Raw genomic sequence first — 15,019 nt, 5'->3', positions numbered from 1 at the left:
CGCTGGAGATCTGTCACGGTCGCATCCGGCCAGAACCTGTAGCGAATGGCGCCAAACGTCCGGGCATTTACTTTCGCCGGGCAATCCACTTACCTTGCGCCATTCATTCGCTCACGCGCCGTCGATCAAAGGACCGCGACCATGCCATCGCTCGGCTTCACTTCCGTTCCGCCGCTGCTCAAATACCTGCGCCATGCCGAACAGTTGGGCATGGCCATCGAGCCTGCATTGGCGGCGGCCGGGTTGCAGGCGCAGCAGTTGAGCGACAACACCTTGCGCCTGCCGGGTGAGGTTCACGAACGCTTGCTGGATTATTTCTGCGAGCACTCGGGCGATGGGTTGTTCGGGCTGCATGCGGCGAATTTCGTCCTGCCCAATTCGTGGAGCGTGCTCGGTTACATCACCATGAATTGCGCGACGCTGGGCGATGCGATGAGCCGGATCATGCCGTTCGAAAAACTCGTCGGCGACATGGGTGTCAGCCGCGCCCAGGTGCAGGGCGAGCACGTGCATCTGATCTGGACCTGCCGCTACGAGCGGCCACGGATTCGTCGGCATTTGGTGGAAAACGTGCTCGGTTCGTGGCTGCACTACGCGCGCTGGATCGCCGACACGCAGCTGTCACCGGCCTGCGTATGGCTGGAGCATGCGCGGCCGGATGAGGTGACGCAGGCCGAGTACGAGGCGTTTTTCGGCTGCCCGGTGCGGTTCGATCAGGGGTATTCGGCGCTGGTGGTGCCGCTGGCGTATTTGCAGTTGCCGCTGCGCCAGGCCGATGCGCAATTGCTGCGAACCCTGGAAGAACACGCGATGGGTTTGCTGGCGACGCTGGAAGATGCGTCGCTGGCGCAGCAGGTGAAAAACATCCTGCGCGGTTTGCTCAAGGAGGGCTTGCCGCGCAAGGAGCAAGTGGCGGAGCAGCTCAGCGTCTCGGTGCGCACGTTGCAGCGGCAATTGCAGCAGGCCGGGACGTCGTATCAGCAGATTCTCGATGAGCTGCGTCAGGAACTGGCCGAGCATTATTTGCTCAACAGCACGTTGCCCATTCAGGACATTGCGCAGTATCTGGGCTTCACCGAACCGCGCTCGTTTCATCGCACGTTCAAGAGCTGGCGCGGGATGCCGCCGGGGGAGTTTCGGCTGCGGAATCGGCGGTGATGCTGATGGCCCCTTCGCGAGCAGGCTCGCTCCCACAGTAGTTCTCAGTTGCCTGCATTTCCGAGTTCACCGCAGCCCCCTTGTGGGAGCGAGCCTGCTCGCGAAGGCGTCATTCGCCACACCAATTAAACACGCCTTGGCACAACTGTTTAAAGCCGCCAGACATTCAGCGAAACCACCCACAATTCCTTGCGACCCTGCCTACGCCTGCGCCAGAATCCGCCGGCTTGTGCGCCTTGGGGCCTGCCGGTAACTTGATTCGGTCACTGATTTCTCAGTGACCGAGCTTAGCGGCTCGGACAGCATTCCGGTTGTACAAGTCCAATCCAGTCAGGCTCACGCCTGCACTCGATGGTGGCTGTGCGCATGGCATCTTCGGATGCACCGGGTTGAATGCTTACCGGTCCGCTAACTTGCGCACAGCTGCCTCCCTTTGCTTAGCGGCGAAACGGATGCAGCTTCATAAGAGGCAAGCATTCATGTTCAAAGTAACCCCAAACCCGCCAACCACCGGCCCGGCATCCCCCTACGAATCCGTCGACTCGAAGAAATTCCACGAAGCCGCCGACCGCGCCCTCGACCATTACCTCGGCCCATCCAGCGCTGAATTCATGGCCCCGCCCTACAAATCCAACACGCTGTACATGGCCAATCCCGAGGCCGACAACGAATCGCTGTTGGCCGACGCCTGCGAAACGTTGGGGTCGGCGACGGTGATGCTCAACGATCAGGCGGGGCTGGTGAACGGCTCGCAACGCAAGACGTTGCAGGGCATTGCGCAGATTGTGATGGTGGCGGAGATGGCGGTGAATCGGGTGCTGGATCGGTTGGTGCCGACTGATTGAGGGTTTTTGGGGGATTTGGTGTGGGCTGATTTTGGTGGGGTGTCAGGGATTGCCCTCACCCCAGCCCTCTCCCAGAGGGAGAGGGGGCCGACCGTGCGATGCTCACGAAATACGCCGACCTGAAATGATCGCTGTGAATCCATATTCGACACGGTCGTTCAGGTAGACGTTTGAAGCACGGTCAACTCGGTCGGTCCCCTCTCCCTCCGGGAGAGGGCTAGGGTGAGGGGCTTTTGATCTCAGGCATGCAGATCAAAGACTGATCGCATTGGTAAACACCAACCGATTGCCAAACGGATCGGCAATGGTCATGTCCTGACTCCCCCAAGGCATCGCCTGAATCTGCGGATGCGAGAACTTGTAATCCTTGGCCATCAGTTGCTGCTGAAACGCCTCCAGCTCATCGGTCTCGATACGCAGCGCCGACCCCGGGCAGGCATCGCCGTGATGCTCGGACAGATGCAGCACACACTCGCCCCGCGACACCTGCAGATACAGCGGAAAATTCGCTTCGAAGCGGTGCTGCCAGTCGATCTTGAAACCAAGAAAATCGACGTAGAACTCGACAGCCTTGGCCTCATCGAAGATCCGCAGGATCGGGGTGGTTTTGCCGAAGCTCATGGGGTGCTCCCTGACTGAATGGCCCCACAATGTAGACGGGGAGGATGTCAGCAAATCGGCTTGTGGATGGCTTTCTTTAATTGCACAGTGCCACCATGAGACATAGATCAAAAGATCGCAGCCTTCGGCAGCCCCTACATTGGAATGCGATCTCCTGTAGGAGCTGCCGAAGGCTGCGATCTTTTGGCGCCATCATCATCAATAAAATCCTTCGCGCAAATTACCTTCGCGAGCCAGAAACCGCCCTGCCCTGCTGCCATTCGCCTGTCCGTCGCGATAACTCAAAACGCCGTTGACCCAAACCCCGTCAATCCCCTGCGCCGCCCGCTGCGGATCGTTGAAATCGGCCACATCGCGCACGGTCGCCGGATCGAACAACACCAGATCCGCCCAATGTCCTTCACGAATCTCGCCTCTTTCCTGCAAGCCAAAACGCGCCGCCGACAGGCCGGTCATCTTGTGCACGGCGGTGTGCAGTGGAAACAACCCGACGTCGCGACTGAAATGGCCCAGCACCCGTGGGAAAGCGCCCCACAGCCGCGGATGCGGGAACGGGTCTTCGGGCAGTCCGTCAGAGCCGACCATCGAAAGCGGATGGGCGAGGATTCTTCTCACGTCGGCCTCATCCATGCCGTAGTACACCGCGCCCGCCGGTTGCAGACGTTTCGCGGTTTCTTCCAGCGACAGTTTCCATTCGCCAGCAATGTCGATCAGGTCGCGCCCGCTGACTTCCGGATGCGGCGTCGACCAGGTAATGGTGATGCGGTGGGCGTCGGTGACTTGCTTCAAATCCAGGGTCGAGGAACTCGCCGCATAGGGATAGCAATCGCAGCCGACCGGATGGGTTTTCGCTACCTCTTCCAGAGCTTCGAGCAATTGCGGACTGCGCCCCCAGTTACCGACGCCGGCGCATTTGAGGTGGGAAATGATCACCGGTGACTGCGCGTGGCGGCCGATCTGAAACGCTTCGTCCATCGCCTCCAGCACCGGGGCGAATTCGCTGCGCAGATGGGTGGTGTACACCGCGCCGAACGCCGTCAGTTCTTCGGTCAGTTGCATGACTTCATCGGTGGACGCGTTGAAGGCGCTGGCGTAGGCCAGACCTGTGGATAAGCCCAACGCGCCGGCCTCGAGGCTGTCACGCAACTGCACGCGCATGGCGGTGATTTCGTCGGGCGTTGCAGTGCGGAACAAGTCGTCGAGGTGATTGCTGCGCAGCGCGGTGTGGCCGACCAGTGCCGCAACGTTCAACGTGGTGTTGGCCGCTTCGACGGCAGCGCGGTAGTCGCTGAAACGCGGGTAGACGAACGCCGCTGCGCTGCCGAGCAGGTTCATCGGATCGGGTGGATTGCCCTTCAAGGTGACCGGCGAAGCGCTGATGCCGCAATTGCCGACAATCACCGTGGTCACGCCTTGGCTGAGCTTGGGCAGCATCTCGGGTTGGCGAATGACCACCGTGTCGTCGTGGGTGTGCACGTCGATGAAACCCGGCGCCAGCACCCGGCCGGCGGCGTCGATTTCTTCGCTGGCGCGGGCGTCAGGCAGATCGCCGATGCGCTCGATGCGGCCATTGAGAATCGCCACGTCTGCGCGGTAGCCCGGCGTGTTGCTGCCGTCGATGACCAGCGCGTTGCGGATCAGGGTGTCGTACTGCATGTCAGTCTCCCAGCGGCAGGCGATCGTCGCCGCCACGGTATTCGTCGAGGGCGAGTTTGATTCGCCGCAGACGTTCTTGATTGTCTTCAGGGCTGGCCAGCGCCAGTTCGGTGGCGAGCACGTCGATGGCCAACAGCATGCCGTAGCGCGCCGCCGTCGGTTTGTAGATGAACGAGGTTTCCGCGCCTTGCAGCGGCAGGACGACGTCGGCCAGTTCGGCCAACGGTGAATCGCCGCGAGTGATGGCGAGAATGCGCGCGCCGTAATTGCGCGCCAGCTCCACGGTTTCCAAAAGCTCCGGGGTGATGCCGGTCAGCGAGCAGGCAATCAGCACTTGCTCGGCGTTCAAACTGGCGGCGGTGACGCGCATCATCACCGCGTCATGACACACCGCAATCGGGTAACCGAGGCGCACCAGACGTACCTGCAATTCATCGCTGCACAGGGTCGAGCAACCGCCCATGCCGAACGCGTGAATCATCCGCGCCTGGCTGAGCAATTTCACTGCGTCGGCGAAGCGCGATTCATCGAAACCGGCCAGATGCTGGCGCAGCGTGGTTTCGATGTCGCCGACAATCTGCCCGTAGAACGCCGACTGCTCGGGCGTGCCCGCCGGGTCGAGAAAACGGCTGCCAACGCCGCTGGCCTGGGCCAGTTGCAGACGTAGATCACGCAGGTCACGGCAGCCGACCGTGCGGGCAAAGCGCGACAGCGTGGCGGTGCTGACCTCTGCGCGTTGTGCGAGGTCTTCGAGGCTCGCGCTGGCGGCAAAGCCGACATCGTCGAGCATCAACCGCGCAATGCGCCCCTCGCCGGCGCTGAAGGAATCCTGGCGGGCGCGGATCTGGTAGAGGATGTCCATGGGCGGCGGGCTCCGGTTACAGCAGGTAGGAAAGGCCGACGGTCAGCGCGAAAGCGACCAGCGAAATCAGCGTCTCGAGCACGGTCCAGGTCTTGAACGTCTGCGCGACCGTCATGTTGAAGTATTCCTTGATCAACCAGAAGCCGCCGTCGTTGACGTGGGAAAAGATAACCGAGCCCGCGCCGGTCGCCAGCACCAAAAGCTCAGGGTGTGGATAACCCAGACCGATGGCCACCGGCGCGACAACGCCTGATGCGGTGGTCATCGCCACGGTGGCCGAGCCAGTGGCAACGCGCATCAGCGCAGCGAACAACCAGCCCATGATCAGCGGCGACAGGTGAAATTCGTGAGCGAGGCCGACGATCTGATCGGTAACGCCGGCATCCACCAGTATCCGGTTCAAGCCGCCACCAGCGCCGACAAGCAAGGTGATGCTGGCGGTGGGCGCGAGGCATTCGTTGGTGAATTTGAGGATCGATTCGCGGTTGAAACCCTGAGCAATGCCCAGCGTCCAGAAGCTCAGCAAAGTCGCCAGCAACAGCGCGATCACCGAATTGCCGATGAACAGCAGGAACTGGTTAAACGCACTGCCGGGGGTGGAAATCAGATTGGCCCAGCCGCCGATCAGCATCAGCACCACTGGCAGCAGAATGGTTGCCATGGTGATGCCGAAACCCGGCAATCTGTCGCGCGGCTCGCGCTCGAGAAATTGCTTTTCCAACGGATTGTCCGCCGGCAATTGAATGCGCGGCACGATGAACTTGGCGTACAGCGGCCCGGCGATGATCGCGGTCGGAATGCCGATCGCGATCGCGTACAACAAGGTCTGCCCGACCGACGCCTGATAGGCCTGCACCGCGAGCATCGCCGCCGGGTGCGGTGGCACCAGCGCATGCACCACCGAGAGCCCGGCAACCATCGGCAGACCGACCATCAGAATCGACACGCCAACGCGGCGGGCGACGGTGAAGGCGATTGGCACCAGCAGGACGAAACCGACTTCGAAGAACAGCGGCAAGCCGACCAGAAACGCGATGCAGACCATCGCCCAGTGCGCGTTCTTTTCGCCGAATCGCTCGATCAGCGTGCGCGCCATCTGCTCGGCGCCGCCGGACTCGGCCATCATCTTGCCGAGCATCGTCCCCAACGCCACCACCAGCGCAATATGCCCCAACGTCTTGCCGACGCCCGCCTCATAAGCGCCGACCACCGCCGACGGCGGCATTCCGGCCACCAGCGCCAGGCCCAGGGAAATCAGGGTGATGACAATGAACGGATTGAGCCGGTAACGGGCGATCAACACGATCAGCGCGATGATGGCCACGGCGGCGTAGACCAGCAGCCAATAGCCGAAGGAAGGCGTCATGCGGTACTCCTCGAAAGGGTCACGTTCGAATGGGTTGTGAAACTCATAAATCATTTCGAGATAGAGATTTCAAACCACATGAAAGTAATTTTCGTGGAGAGACAAGACGTGTCGCTGGCGGATATGTGGTGTCGTGATTAATGAAAATCGGAGGGCGGGATTTTCATGACTTTCTGGCCACCACAAAGTCCCTGTGGGAGCTGGCTTGCCAGCGATGACGGCGCCACGTTCAACATGGGTGGCGACTGATCCACCGCTATCGCTGGCAAGCCAGCTCCCACAGGAATTACATTTTTCCAGGCAGAACGCGGTCACCTGTGGGAGCGAGCCTGCTCGCGAATGGCTTCACTCGGTGCGCGCTGGACTCACACCATTTCGTTACGAATCCATTCAACCACCGACGTGCGCTTCGGCGTCCAGCCCAGCAGTTCCCGGGCGTGTTTGCCGCGTACGCGGCTGTTGGAACCGAGGCCGTAGTTGGCCATTTCATAGCCCCATTCGGCTTCGGCGTCTTGCAGTGGCCAGTCTTGCGGTTTGCCCAGGTTCAGGGCGTCGGCCATGGCGGTGGTCATGTCGATGAACGAGGCTTCACCGCTTTCAACGAAGTAGAAAGTGCCCGGCACATTCCTGGTCAGCGCCAGCAGATACAAGGCGACGACGTCTTCGATGTGCACGTTGGACCAGATGTTCTGGCCGCTGCCAACGTGGCGCACCACGCCGCTTTTGCGCGCCTGCTTGAGCAGTCGCGGCAATTGCACGCTGTCGCGTTTGACGCCAAGGCTGTGGCCGTAGATCAGCGTGTTGCAGATCACCGCCGAGTTCACGCCATCCTTCGCCGCCGCGAGTACGAGGTTGTCGATGGCTACGCGATCGGCCTTATCGACAGTCGGTTGCGGCAGGTGGTCTTCGTAATAAATGACATCGCTGGATTTGCCGCCGGAGGCATCGCCGACGATGCTCGAACCGCTGGTGTGCAGAAAGACTTTATTCGAGCCGCGCAAAGCGTCGAGTAACGCTTCCACCGCACCGCGATGATCGCTGCTGGCAGCGTTGATGACGGCATCGGCAGCACGCGCCTGTTGCGCCAGCAATTGGCTGTCATCGAGGGTGCCGATTACCGCGTTCATGCCCAATGCTTTCAGCTCATCAGCCTGCTCCGCGCTGCGCACCAGGCCGGTGACGTTGTGCCCGGCCTGCACCAGGCCGGTGGCGATGGACCCACCGATAAATCCGGCCGCGCCGGTAACGAATACGTTCATGGAGAAACTCCCTGCGTGAATAAGTGATGCAGCGAGTATCGGCCGATGAAACCCGGCGAAAAACCCGCCCTCGGCCAATTCACTCTTGCGCAGGGATCACGAATCAGCCCTTGAATTCGGCGCTGGCGTAGGCGGCGAGTTTGCCCTGGATAAAGTCGAGGAAACACTGAATGCGCAACGCCAGTTGCGAGTTGCGGTAGTACACGGCGTTGATCGGCTGGCGATAGCCACTGTTGAATTCACCGAGCAGGACTTTCAGGCGTCCGGCGCGGATGTCGTCGATGGTCATGAAATGCGACAGACAGGCAATGCCCTGCCCTTCCAGTGCCAAATGGCGCACGGTCTCGCCGCTGGAAGCGCTGATTGCCGGGGTGATCGGCCAGCGGTCGCCATGCACATAGCGCAGCGGCCATTGGTTGAGGCCTTCGTTCTGGGTAAAGCCGAGCAACGTGTGTTCGCTCAAATCCGCCACTTGTCGTGGCGCACCGTGCTTTTTCAAATAGGCGGGGCTGGCAACAATCATCAACGGACTGCAACCGAGCGAACGCGCGTGCAGCGTCGAATCGGCGAGGTTGCCGATGCGGATGGCGACGTCGGTGCTTTGTTCAAGCAGGTCAATGATCAGGTCATTGCTGTTGAGTTCGAGTTGAATGTCCGGGTACAGCTGCCGGAATTCGTCGATGTAGGGAACGATGGCGTGGAGCATGAACGGCGAGGCAGCGTTGATGCGCAGGCGCCCGGATGGGGTCTGCTGGCGCGAGGACAGGCGTTCTTCGAGTTGATCCATCTGGTCGAGAATCAACTTGGCCTGTTCGAAGAAATACTTGCCCTCCTCGGTCAGGTCCATGCGTCGCGTGGTGCGGTTGATCAGCGTGGTGTCGAGCTTGGCTTCGAGCTTCGACAGCGTGCGACTGACGGCCGACGGCGTCTGGCCGACCTGCTCGGCGGCGGCGGAAATCGAACCGCACTCGATCACGCAGACGAAAATCTGCAACTCATCGGATCTGGCTTTCACGGGTGTCCTCTTTGGAATCGCCAAGATCGCAGCCAATCGCCATGCCCCCTGCGGGACCTACCGAAGGTCGCGATCTTTTGCTGTACCCGGATAGTAGCCCGAAACCCATCAAGCCTTGAGGCCAAACACCTCAGTCAGATGCTGCTCATAGCGCACCACATCATTGTCGATATTCGGACGCTTCATTACGTCGACGCAGAGAAAGGTCGGCAGTGCGGTCATGCCGAGAAATTCGTTGGCCTTGTGGAACGGGAAGTACACCGCGTCCACGCCTTTGGCTTCGAAGAAATCCGTCGGGTCATCGAAGGCTTGCTGCGGCGCGTTCCAGGTCAGCGACAGCATGTATTGCTTGCCCTGAATCAGACCGCCACTGCCGTACTTCTGCGAGGCATCGGAACGGGTGCGGCCGTCGCTGGCGTAGAGGCTGCCGTGCCCTTCGGTGAAGACTTCGTCGATGTACTTTTTCACCGTCCACGGCGCACCCATCCACCAGCCCGGCATCTGATAAATGATCACGTCGGCCCAGAGGAATTTCGCCACTTCTTCGGCAACGTCATAGCCCTCGTCGATAAACGTGGTCTTGACGTCGACACCGCCGCGATCCAGCACGCTCAGCGCGGTTTCGTGCAGGGTGGTGTTATAGCGGCCATCGGAATGGGCGAATTTTTTACCGCCATTAAGCAACAGCACTTTCTTCATCGGAAAACCTCGGCGCAGCCTTTGAGGCTGGATTGAATCAAGAATTGGAATGGCCGCAGATTAACCATCGATCTCGCGCGAAAACAGCCACATCGACGCAAAATACATTTGATCAAAACGCACGAATCGATCGCCAATTGTTGCCGTAGCATCGCCGCTTTCTGCTTTTGAGGAAGTTGTGATGAGTGAACGCCAGGGTTTCATCCTGCACGCCAAGACCCGCCCGGAAAAAGCCGCCGAATTCGAAGCGCTGTTCCGCGCTTACGTCGAGCCAAGCCGCGCCGAACCGGGCTGTATCGAGTACCACATGCTGCGCGACAAGGAAGATCCGACGCTGTTTATCTTCTACGAGATCTGGGCAAGCCAGGCGCATCTGGATGAGCATTCGGCATTGCCGCACATGAAAGCGTTTTTCGCCAGGCGCATGGAGTATCTGCAGCGTGATTTCGATATCCGCGCGATCGACATGCTCAGCGAATCGTCGGCTAGCCGCTGATCAGCAAATGGGCGCCGAGCGCGCCCAGTCCGATAAAGAACACCCGCTTGAACAGCACCGCACTGATGCGCTGACGCAGCCACTGACCGAGCCACATGCCAAGCATGGCCGGGATCAGCGCCAGCAGCGAGGCGCTCAATTCGCCACCGCCGAGTGCGCCGTGCCAGAGCAGCCCAGCGGCCAGCGCCAGGGTCGAGACGGTGAAGGACAGGCCGAGCGCCTGCACCAGCTCATCGCGGCTCAGCCCCAGCGCTTGCAGGTACGGCACCGCCGGAATCACGAAGACGCCGGTGGCGGAGGTGATGACGCCGGTGATCAGGCCACACAGCGGGCCGAGCCACGATTCATGCGCGGATTTGACGTGTAGCGTGGGCAAGAACAATCCGCTCAATGCATACAGCAACAGCGCCGCGCCAAGTCCGCGCACCACCCAATGTCCGCTGGACATGCCGAGCCAGAGGGTGCCGATGCCGGTGCCGAAGAAGATCATCAGCAGCATGGGCCAGAGGCGTTTGATCAAGCTTTTCAGGTGACCACCGAAGGCCAGTTGCCAGAAATTGGTGAGGGTCGCCGGAATGATCAACAGCGCGGCTGCCTGCGCCGGCGCCATAGCCAGACCGAGCAGGCCCATCGCGACAGTGGGCAGGCCGAGGCCGATCACGCCTTTGACCGTGCCGGCGAGGAGGAAGGTGGCGATGACCAGTAGAGAAAGGGTCAGGCCGAGGGTTTGGTAGAAGTCGGTCAGTGTGTGCATTGGGGTAATGTGCACTGATCCGGGCTGGGGGAAAATCTGCCATATACTTAGGCAGCCTCTTCCTTTGCAAGAGGCTGATATTTGCAGTGATGCATCTGGCCTCATCGCTGGCAAGCCAGCTCCCACAGAATCTCGGTTGTTCATCCATTTAGAGATCAACAAGAAACCTGTGGGAGCTGGCTTGCCAGCGAAAGGGCCAGCCCAGACACCATAAAAATCAGAGGCAAACCCCATGCACTTCGACCTCACCGACCTGCGACTCTACCTGCATATCATCGACACCGGCAACATCACCGCCGGCGCCGCCCGCAGCCACTTGTCCCTCGCCGCCGCCAGCGCCCGAATCCGCGCGATGGAAGCCTCGCTGGGCGCCGAATTCCTCGAACGTGGTCGGCGCGGCGTCACCCCGACGCCGGCCGGTGAAGCCCTCGCCCGCCACGCGCGTACCCTTTTGCAACAGACCGAACGCATGCAGCAGGATCTGGCCGATTACGCGCAAGGCGTCAAAGGTCAGGTGCGGCTGTTATGCAACACCACGGCGATCACCGAGCACCTTCCGGAAGTGCTCGCGGATTTCCTGCACAGCCATCCCAATCTCGACATTGATCTACAGGAACTGCCCAGTGCGCGAATTACCCATGCCTTGCGCGAAGGCGCAGCGGATCTGGGGATTGTGTCCGACGCGGTCGACACCAACGGCCTGCAGACCCAGGCGTTTCGTGATGATCCGCTGGTGCTGATTCTGCCGCTTGATCACCCGTTGTCTGACGCCGCCGGGGTCAGTTTCAGCGACGCGTTGCAGCACGACTTTGTCGGATTGAGCGCCGACAGCGCACTGGCGATTTATCTGGAAGAACAGGCGCTGCACAGCGGCGCACGGATGCAGGTGCGCATTCGCGCCGATGGCTTTGATGGCGCGATGCGTATGGTCGCCCATGGCGCCGGCCTGGCCATCTTGCCGTTGGCCGCTGTCGAACGCGCGACGCTGGAACGGTTCAAGTGCACACCTCTCAATGAGCCATGGGCGCGCCGCGCGTTATTGCTCTGCGCGAAAGACTTCGCCGCGCTGCCGGGTTATGCCCAAGCGCTGTTACAAGCACTTATTGCTGCGCGCGTTTCTGAGCACTCCGATGTCGACCCCAGACAACTGAGCGACGACCGGGCGCTATAGGGTGCGACTTCAATTCTCAAGTCCACCTGCCCGGAGTCCCTCATGACCGCGACCGCCCCTATCACCGTTCTGCGCGACACCCACCCGCTGCCAGTGCTCGACGCCTGCAAATGGGAAAAACTCGAAGGCGACCCGCACACCGTCAACCTCAACGCCTACACCAGCGAAGACGGCAGCAAGATCATGGGCACCTGGATCTGCACACCGGGCAAGTGGCGCGTCGATTATGTGAAATGGGAGTACTGCCATTTCCAGGAAGGCTACTGCGTGATCACCCCGGACGGCATGGCGCCTATCCACTTGCGCGCCGGCGATATCTTCGTGGTTGAGCCGGGCATGAAGGGCACGTGGGAAGTGGTCGAGACCGTGCGCAAATACTTCGTCTTCGCCTGATGCAAAAAAGCCGGGAAATCACCCGACGTGATTTCCCGGCAACACCTGCTGCAATTTTTAAACACACCCCAGTGTTACCTGTGGACATAGAGAACCCTGTGGCGAGGGGATTTATCCCCGCTCGACTGCGCAGCAGTCGCAAACCCTGAGGACTCGGTTTGCCTGACACAATGTAGGGGGCTGCTGCGCAACCCAACGGGGATGAATCCCCTCACCACAAGGGCTGATCGTGATTACTGCGGCTTGCGATAGCTGTTGATGATCGCCGAGAAGTCTTTCCCACCGTCACCGCGCTGACTCATCGCCTGATACAACTGCTGCGCCACCGCGCCGAGCACTACCGGTTGATGCGCCTGCCGCGCCGCTTCAGTCGCCAGCCCAAGATCCTTGAGCATCAGTTCTGCCCCGAACCCGCCGGTATAACCGCGCGAGGCCGGCGCCGTTTCGACGATGCCCGGCCACGGGTTGTACATCTCCGAACTCCAGCAGCGGCCGGTGGAGCTGTTGATGATCCCGGCCAACACGCCGGTGTCGATCCCCAGCGCATCGCCCAACGCCATCGCCTCACTGACGCCGACCATCGAAATCGCCAGCAGCAGGTTGTTGCAGATCTTGGCGATCTGGCCGGTGCCGACTTCACCGCAATGCACGATGTTGCGGCCCATCTGCGCCAGCACCGGTTGCAGGGTGGCGAACAGTTCCGGGGTAGCGCCAACCATAAAGGTCAAGGTGCCGGCGGTCGCGCCGCCAGTGCCGCCGGAGACTGGTGCATCAGCCATGGCCACGCCGTGTTTGGCGGCGGCCGCCGCTACGTCGCGGGCGGTTTGCGGATCGATAGTGCTGCAATCCACCGCCGGCACGCCTTGGCGAATGCCGGCGAGCACGCCCTCTTCACCCAGCCAGACACTGCGCACATGCACCGCGGCCGGGAGCATGGTGATCACCAGTTCGGCATCTTCCGCCGCCTCGCGGGCCGAAGCGCGGATGGTGCCGCCCAGCTGTTCCAGTTCCGCCAGCACGGTTTTGTTCAGGTCGACCAGGTTCAGGGAGTGGCCGGCCTTGATCAGGTTGCGCGCCATCGGCGCGCCCATGTTGCCCAGCCCGATAAATGCGATTTTCATGATCGAATCCTCAGCGCAGGTTGATGGTGGTGTTCACGCCGTCGTTGACGCTGTCGTCATCGAACCAGCGCGCCGTGACCGTTTTGGTCTGCGTGTAGAACTGCACCACTTGCTTGCCGTACGGGCCGAGGTCGCCGAGTTTCGAACCGCGCGAACCGGTGAAGCTGAAGAACGGTACCGGCACCGGAATCGGAATGTTGATGCCGACCTGACCGACGTCGATTTCAGTCTGGAATTTACGCGCCGCCGCGCCGCTCTGGGTGAACAGGCCGGTGCCGTTGCCGAACGGGTTGGCGTTGACCAGCGCAATCGCCTGATCGAGGGTGTCGACTTCCAGCACCACCAGCACCGGGCCGAAGATTTCCTGGGTGTAGATCTGCATGTCGGTGGTCACACCGGAGAACAGGGTCGGGCCGACAAAATTGCCTTGTTCATAACCCGGCACGCTGATGTCACGACCATCGAGTTCAAGCTTGGCGCCTTCCTTGATGCCGCTTTCGATCAGTTCGAGAATCCGCGCCTTGGCCTTTTTCGAAATCACCGGACCGACATCGGTGCCCGGCTCGCTGCCGGCGTTGACCTTGAGTTTTTGCGCCAGTGCTTTCAGGTCTGGCAGCCACTGTTTTGCGGCACCGACCAGCACCACCACCGACGTGGCCATGCAACGTTGCCCGGCCGCACCGAAACCGGCGCCGACCAAGGCATTCAGCGCTTGCTCGCGATTGGCGTCCGGCAGTACCACAGCGTGGTTTTTCGCGCCCATCATCGACTGCACGCGTTTGCCATGTTTGCCGGCCAGGTCATAAACGTGGGTGCCGACAGCGGTAGAACCGACGAACGACACGGCTTTGATGTCCTTGTGCGTGCACAGGCCATCGACCACATCCTTGCCGCCGTGAACCACGTTGAGCACGCCCGCAGGGACGCCAGCCTCAATGGCCAGCTCCACCAGCAACATGGTCGACAGCGGATCCTGTTCCGAAGGCTTCAGGACAAAGGTGTTGCCGCAGGCGATCGCCATCGGGAACATCCACAGCGGAATCATCGCCGGGAAGTTGAACGGCGTGATGCCGGCGCAGACGCCGATCGGCTGGCGCAGAGTGTAAGTGTCGACGCCGCCGGCGACGTTCTCGGCGAACTCGCCCATTTGCAGGGTGCCGATCGAGCACGCGTGCTCGACCACTTCCAGGCCACGGAAAATATCGCCTTCGGCATCAGCAATGGTCTTGCCCTGCTCGGCGCTGAGGACCACGGCGATGCGCTTGGAGTGCTCGCGGATCAGCGCTTGCAACTTGAGCATGATGCGCATCCGCGCGCCGATCGGGGTCAGTTTCCAGGTCTGGAACGCGCGCTGGGCGGCGCTGACAGCGGCATCGACCTCAGCGGCGGTGGCGAACGGAACCTTGGCCAGCACTTGCTGGGTGGCCGGGTTGACGATGTCGTGCCACTCGGTGGTCTGCGACTCGACCCATTCGCCGTCGATCAGCAGTTTGACCTTTTGCAGCGTGGTGTCGTTGGGCGTAAGCGATGCGTTCATGCTGGTCTCCAGAACTTGTTTTTATCGTAGGAGCCAAGGCGAAAGGTTCGCCTTGAGATGAGGCGT

At 61.0% G+C, this 15,019-nt stretch carries 15 protein-coding genes; 5 read left to right on the top strand and 10 right to left on the bottom strand.

The window, feature by feature from the left end; all coding sequences use genetic code 11:
* Positions 1 to 141: 141 nt before the first annotated feature.
* Together gliR and AB4N85_RS25405 are read left to right on the top strand one after the other, a co-directional pair.
* Positions 142 to 1,158, top strand: coding sequence for an AraC family transcriptional regulator GliR (gliR, locus tag AB4N85_RS25410; RefSeq protein ID WP_460066352.1), 1,017 nt, complete (start codon positions 142 to 144; stop codon positions 1,156 to 1,158).
* 479 nt (positions 1,159 to 1,637) lie between these two features.
* Positions 1,638 to 2,003, top strand: a complete 366-nt coding sequence (locus AB4N85_RS25405) for a DUF6124 family protein (RefSeq protein WP_236169267.1) — start codon at positions 1,638 to 1,640, stop codon at positions 2,001 to 2,003.
* A 252-nt stretch (positions 2,004 to 2,255) separates the two neighbouring features.
* Here the strand turns inward: AB4N85_RS25405 and AB4N85_RS25400 are convergent, their stop codons facing one another.
* From AB4N85_RS25400 to AB4N85_RS25370, 7 genes are all read right to left on the bottom strand, one after another.
* A complete protein-coding gene (locus tag AB4N85_RS25400; RefSeq protein WP_016771789.1) occupies positions 2,256 to 2,624 on the bottom strand; it encodes a glyoxalase superfamily protein in 369 nt (122 codons plus the stop codon).
* Between the two features lie 198 nt (positions 2,625 to 2,822).
* The gene (locus tag AB4N85_RS25395) at positions 2,823 to 4,280 is read right to left on the bottom strand and encodes an N-acyl-D-amino-acid deacylase family protein (protein ID WP_460066349.1); all 1,458 of its coding nucleotides are present in this window, start codon (positions 4,278 to 4,280) and stop codon (positions 2,823 to 2,825) included.
* A gap of 1 nt (position 4,281) precedes the next feature.
* Positions 4,282 to 5,142, bottom strand: coding sequence for a MurR/RpiR family transcriptional regulator (locus tag AB4N85_RS25390; protein ID WP_056782832.1), 861 nt, complete (start codon positions 5,140 to 5,142; stop codon positions 4,282 to 4,284).
* Between the two features lie 16 nt (positions 5,143 to 5,158).
* Positions 5,159 to 6,508 (bottom strand): GntP family permease, encoded by a 1,350-nt coding sequence (locus AB4N85_RS25385; protein ID WP_150743425.1) that lies wholly within the window; start codon positions 6,506 to 6,508, stop codon positions 5,159 to 5,161.
* A 365-nt stretch (positions 6,509 to 6,873) separates the two neighbouring features.
* Complete coding sequence (locus tag AB4N85_RS25380; protein WP_457264427.1) at positions 6,874 to 7,767, bottom strand: NAD-dependent epimerase/dehydratase family protein; 894 nt, start codon at positions 7,765 to 7,767, stop codon at positions 6,874 to 6,876.
* Positions 7,768 to 7,870: 103 nt separating this feature from the next.
* Positions 7,871 to 8,782, bottom strand: a complete 912-nt coding sequence (locus AB4N85_RS25375) for a LysR substrate-binding domain-containing protein (protein ID WP_457264429.1) — start codon at positions 8,780 to 8,782, stop codon at positions 7,871 to 7,873.
* Between the two features lie 108 nt (positions 8,783 to 8,890).
* The gene (locus AB4N85_RS25370; protein WP_016771795.1) at positions 8,891 to 9,481 is read right to left on the bottom strand and encodes an NADPH:quinone oxidoreductase MdaB; all 591 of its coding nucleotides are present in this window, start codon (positions 9,479 to 9,481) and stop codon (positions 8,891 to 8,893) included.
* A gap of 181 nt (positions 9,482 to 9,662) precedes the next feature.
* Here AB4N85_RS25370 and AB4N85_RS25365 point away from each other — a divergent pair, with 181 nt between their 5' ends.
* The gene (locus AB4N85_RS25365) at positions 9,663 to 9,977 is read left to right on the top strand and encodes a putative quinol monooxygenase (RefSeq protein ID WP_457264432.1); all 315 of its coding nucleotides are present in this window, start codon (positions 9,663 to 9,665) and stop codon (positions 9,975 to 9,977) included.
* On the opposite strand, the gene AB4N85_RS25360 is transcribed toward AB4N85_RS25365, so the two are convergent.
* Positions 9,967 to 10,731 (bottom strand): sulfite exporter TauE/SafE family protein, encoded by a 765-nt coding sequence (locus AB4N85_RS25360; RefSeq protein ID WP_457264434.1) that lies wholly within the window; start codon positions 10,729 to 10,731, stop codon positions 9,967 to 9,969. The two genes, AB4N85_RS25365 and AB4N85_RS25360, sit on opposite strands and share 11 nt — an antisense overlap.
* 232 nt (positions 10,732 to 10,963) lie before the next feature.
* On the opposite strand from AB4N85_RS25360, the gene AB4N85_RS25355 reads away from it, so the two are divergent.
* Both AB4N85_RS25355 and AB4N85_RS25350 read left to right on the top strand, forming a co-directional pair.
* Entirely contained in the window at positions 10,964 to 11,902 is a 939-nt protein-coding gene (locus tag AB4N85_RS25355) for a LysR substrate-binding domain-containing protein (protein ID WP_460066344.1), read from the top strand.
* A 42-nt stretch (positions 11,903 to 11,944) separates the two neighbouring features.
* Positions 11,945 to 12,295, top strand: coding sequence for a cupin domain-containing protein (locus AB4N85_RS25350; RefSeq protein WP_016770579.1), 351 nt, complete (start codon positions 11,945 to 11,947; stop codon positions 12,293 to 12,295).
* 233 nt (positions 12,296 to 12,528) lie between these two features.
* Here the strand turns inward: AB4N85_RS25350 and mmsB are convergent, their stop codons facing one another.
* Positions 12,529 to 13,416: a 3-hydroxyisobutyrate dehydrogenase gene (gene mmsB / locus AB4N85_RS25345; protein ID WP_016770578.1), complete on the bottom strand. Its 888-nt coding sequence runs from the start codon at positions 13,414 to 13,416 to the stop codon at positions 12,529 to 12,531.
* Between the two features lie 10 nt (positions 13,417 to 13,426).
* Positions 13,427 to 14,953 carry a CoA-acylating methylmalonate-semialdehyde dehydrogenase gene (locus AB4N85_RS25340; protein ID WP_024011486.1) on the bottom strand — a complete coding sequence of 509 codons (1,527 nt, stop codon included), beginning with the start codon at positions 14,951 to 14,953 and terminating at the stop codon, positions 13,427 to 13,429.
* Between the last annotated feature and the right edge of the window lie 66 nt (positions 14,954 to 15,019).

The sequence above is a fragment of the Pseudomonas sp. H1_G08 genome, assembly GCF_054681355.1.
The sequence above is the reverse complement of the archived record's forward strand: the minus strand, read 5'-3'. Positions and strand labels throughout refer to the sequence as shown.

What these genes read in the sequence shown, in the direction of transcription:
- gliR (WP_460066352.1), top strand. Translation starts at nt 142, where the DNA reads ATGCCATCGCTCGGCTTCACTTCCGTTCCGCCGCTGCTCAAATACCTG.
- AB4N85_RS25405 (WP_236169267.1), top strand. Translation starts at nt 1,638, where the DNA reads ATGTTCAAAGTAACCCCAAACCCGCCAACCACCGGCCCGGCATCCCCC.
- AB4N85_RS25400 (WP_016771789.1), bottom strand. Translation starts at nt 2,624, where the DNA reads ATGAGCTTCGGCAAAACCACCCCGATCCTGCGGATCTTCGATGAGGCC.
- AB4N85_RS25395 (WP_460066349.1), bottom strand. Translation starts at nt 4,280, where the DNA reads ATGCAGTACGACACCCTGATCCGCAACGCGCTGGTCATCGACGGCAGC.
- AB4N85_RS25390 (WP_056782832.1), bottom strand. Translation starts at nt 5,142, where the DNA reads ATGGACATCCTCTACCAGATCCGCGCCCGCCAGGATTCCTTCAGCGCC.
- AB4N85_RS25385 (WP_150743425.1), bottom strand. Translation starts at nt 6,508, where the DNA reads ATGACGCCTTCCTTCGGCTATTGGCTGCTGGTCTACGCCGCCGTGGCC.
- AB4N85_RS25380 (WP_457264427.1), bottom strand. Translation starts at nt 7,767, where the DNA reads ATGAACGTATTCGTTACCGGCGCGGCCGGATTTATCGGTGGGTCCATC.
- AB4N85_RS25370 (WP_016771795.1), bottom strand. Translation starts at nt 9,481, where the DNA reads ATGAAGAAAGTGCTGTTGCTTAATGGCGGTAAAAAATTCGCCCATTCC.
- AB4N85_RS25365 (WP_457264432.1), top strand. Translation starts at nt 9,663, where the DNA reads ATGAGTGAACGCCAGGGTTTCATCCTGCACGCCAAGACCCGCCCGGAA.
- AB4N85_RS25360 (WP_457264434.1), bottom strand. Translation starts at nt 10,731, where the DNA reads ATGCACACACTGACCGACTTCTACCAAACCCTCGGCCTGACCCTTTCT.
- AB4N85_RS25355 (WP_460066344.1), top strand. Translation starts at nt 10,964, where the DNA reads ATGCACTTCGACCTCACCGACCTGCGACTCTACCTGCATATCATCGAC.
- AB4N85_RS25350 (WP_016770579.1), top strand. Translation starts at nt 11,945, where the DNA reads ATGACCGCGACCGCCCCTATCACCGTTCTGCGCGACACCCACCCGCTG.
- mmsB (WP_016770578.1), bottom strand. Translation starts at nt 13,416, where the DNA reads ATGAAAATCGCATTTATCGGGCTGGGCAACATGGGCGCGCCGATGGCG.
- AB4N85_RS25340 (WP_024011486.1), bottom strand. Translation starts at nt 14,953, where the DNA reads ATGAACGCATCGCTTACGCCCAACGACACCACGCTGCAAAAGGTCAAA.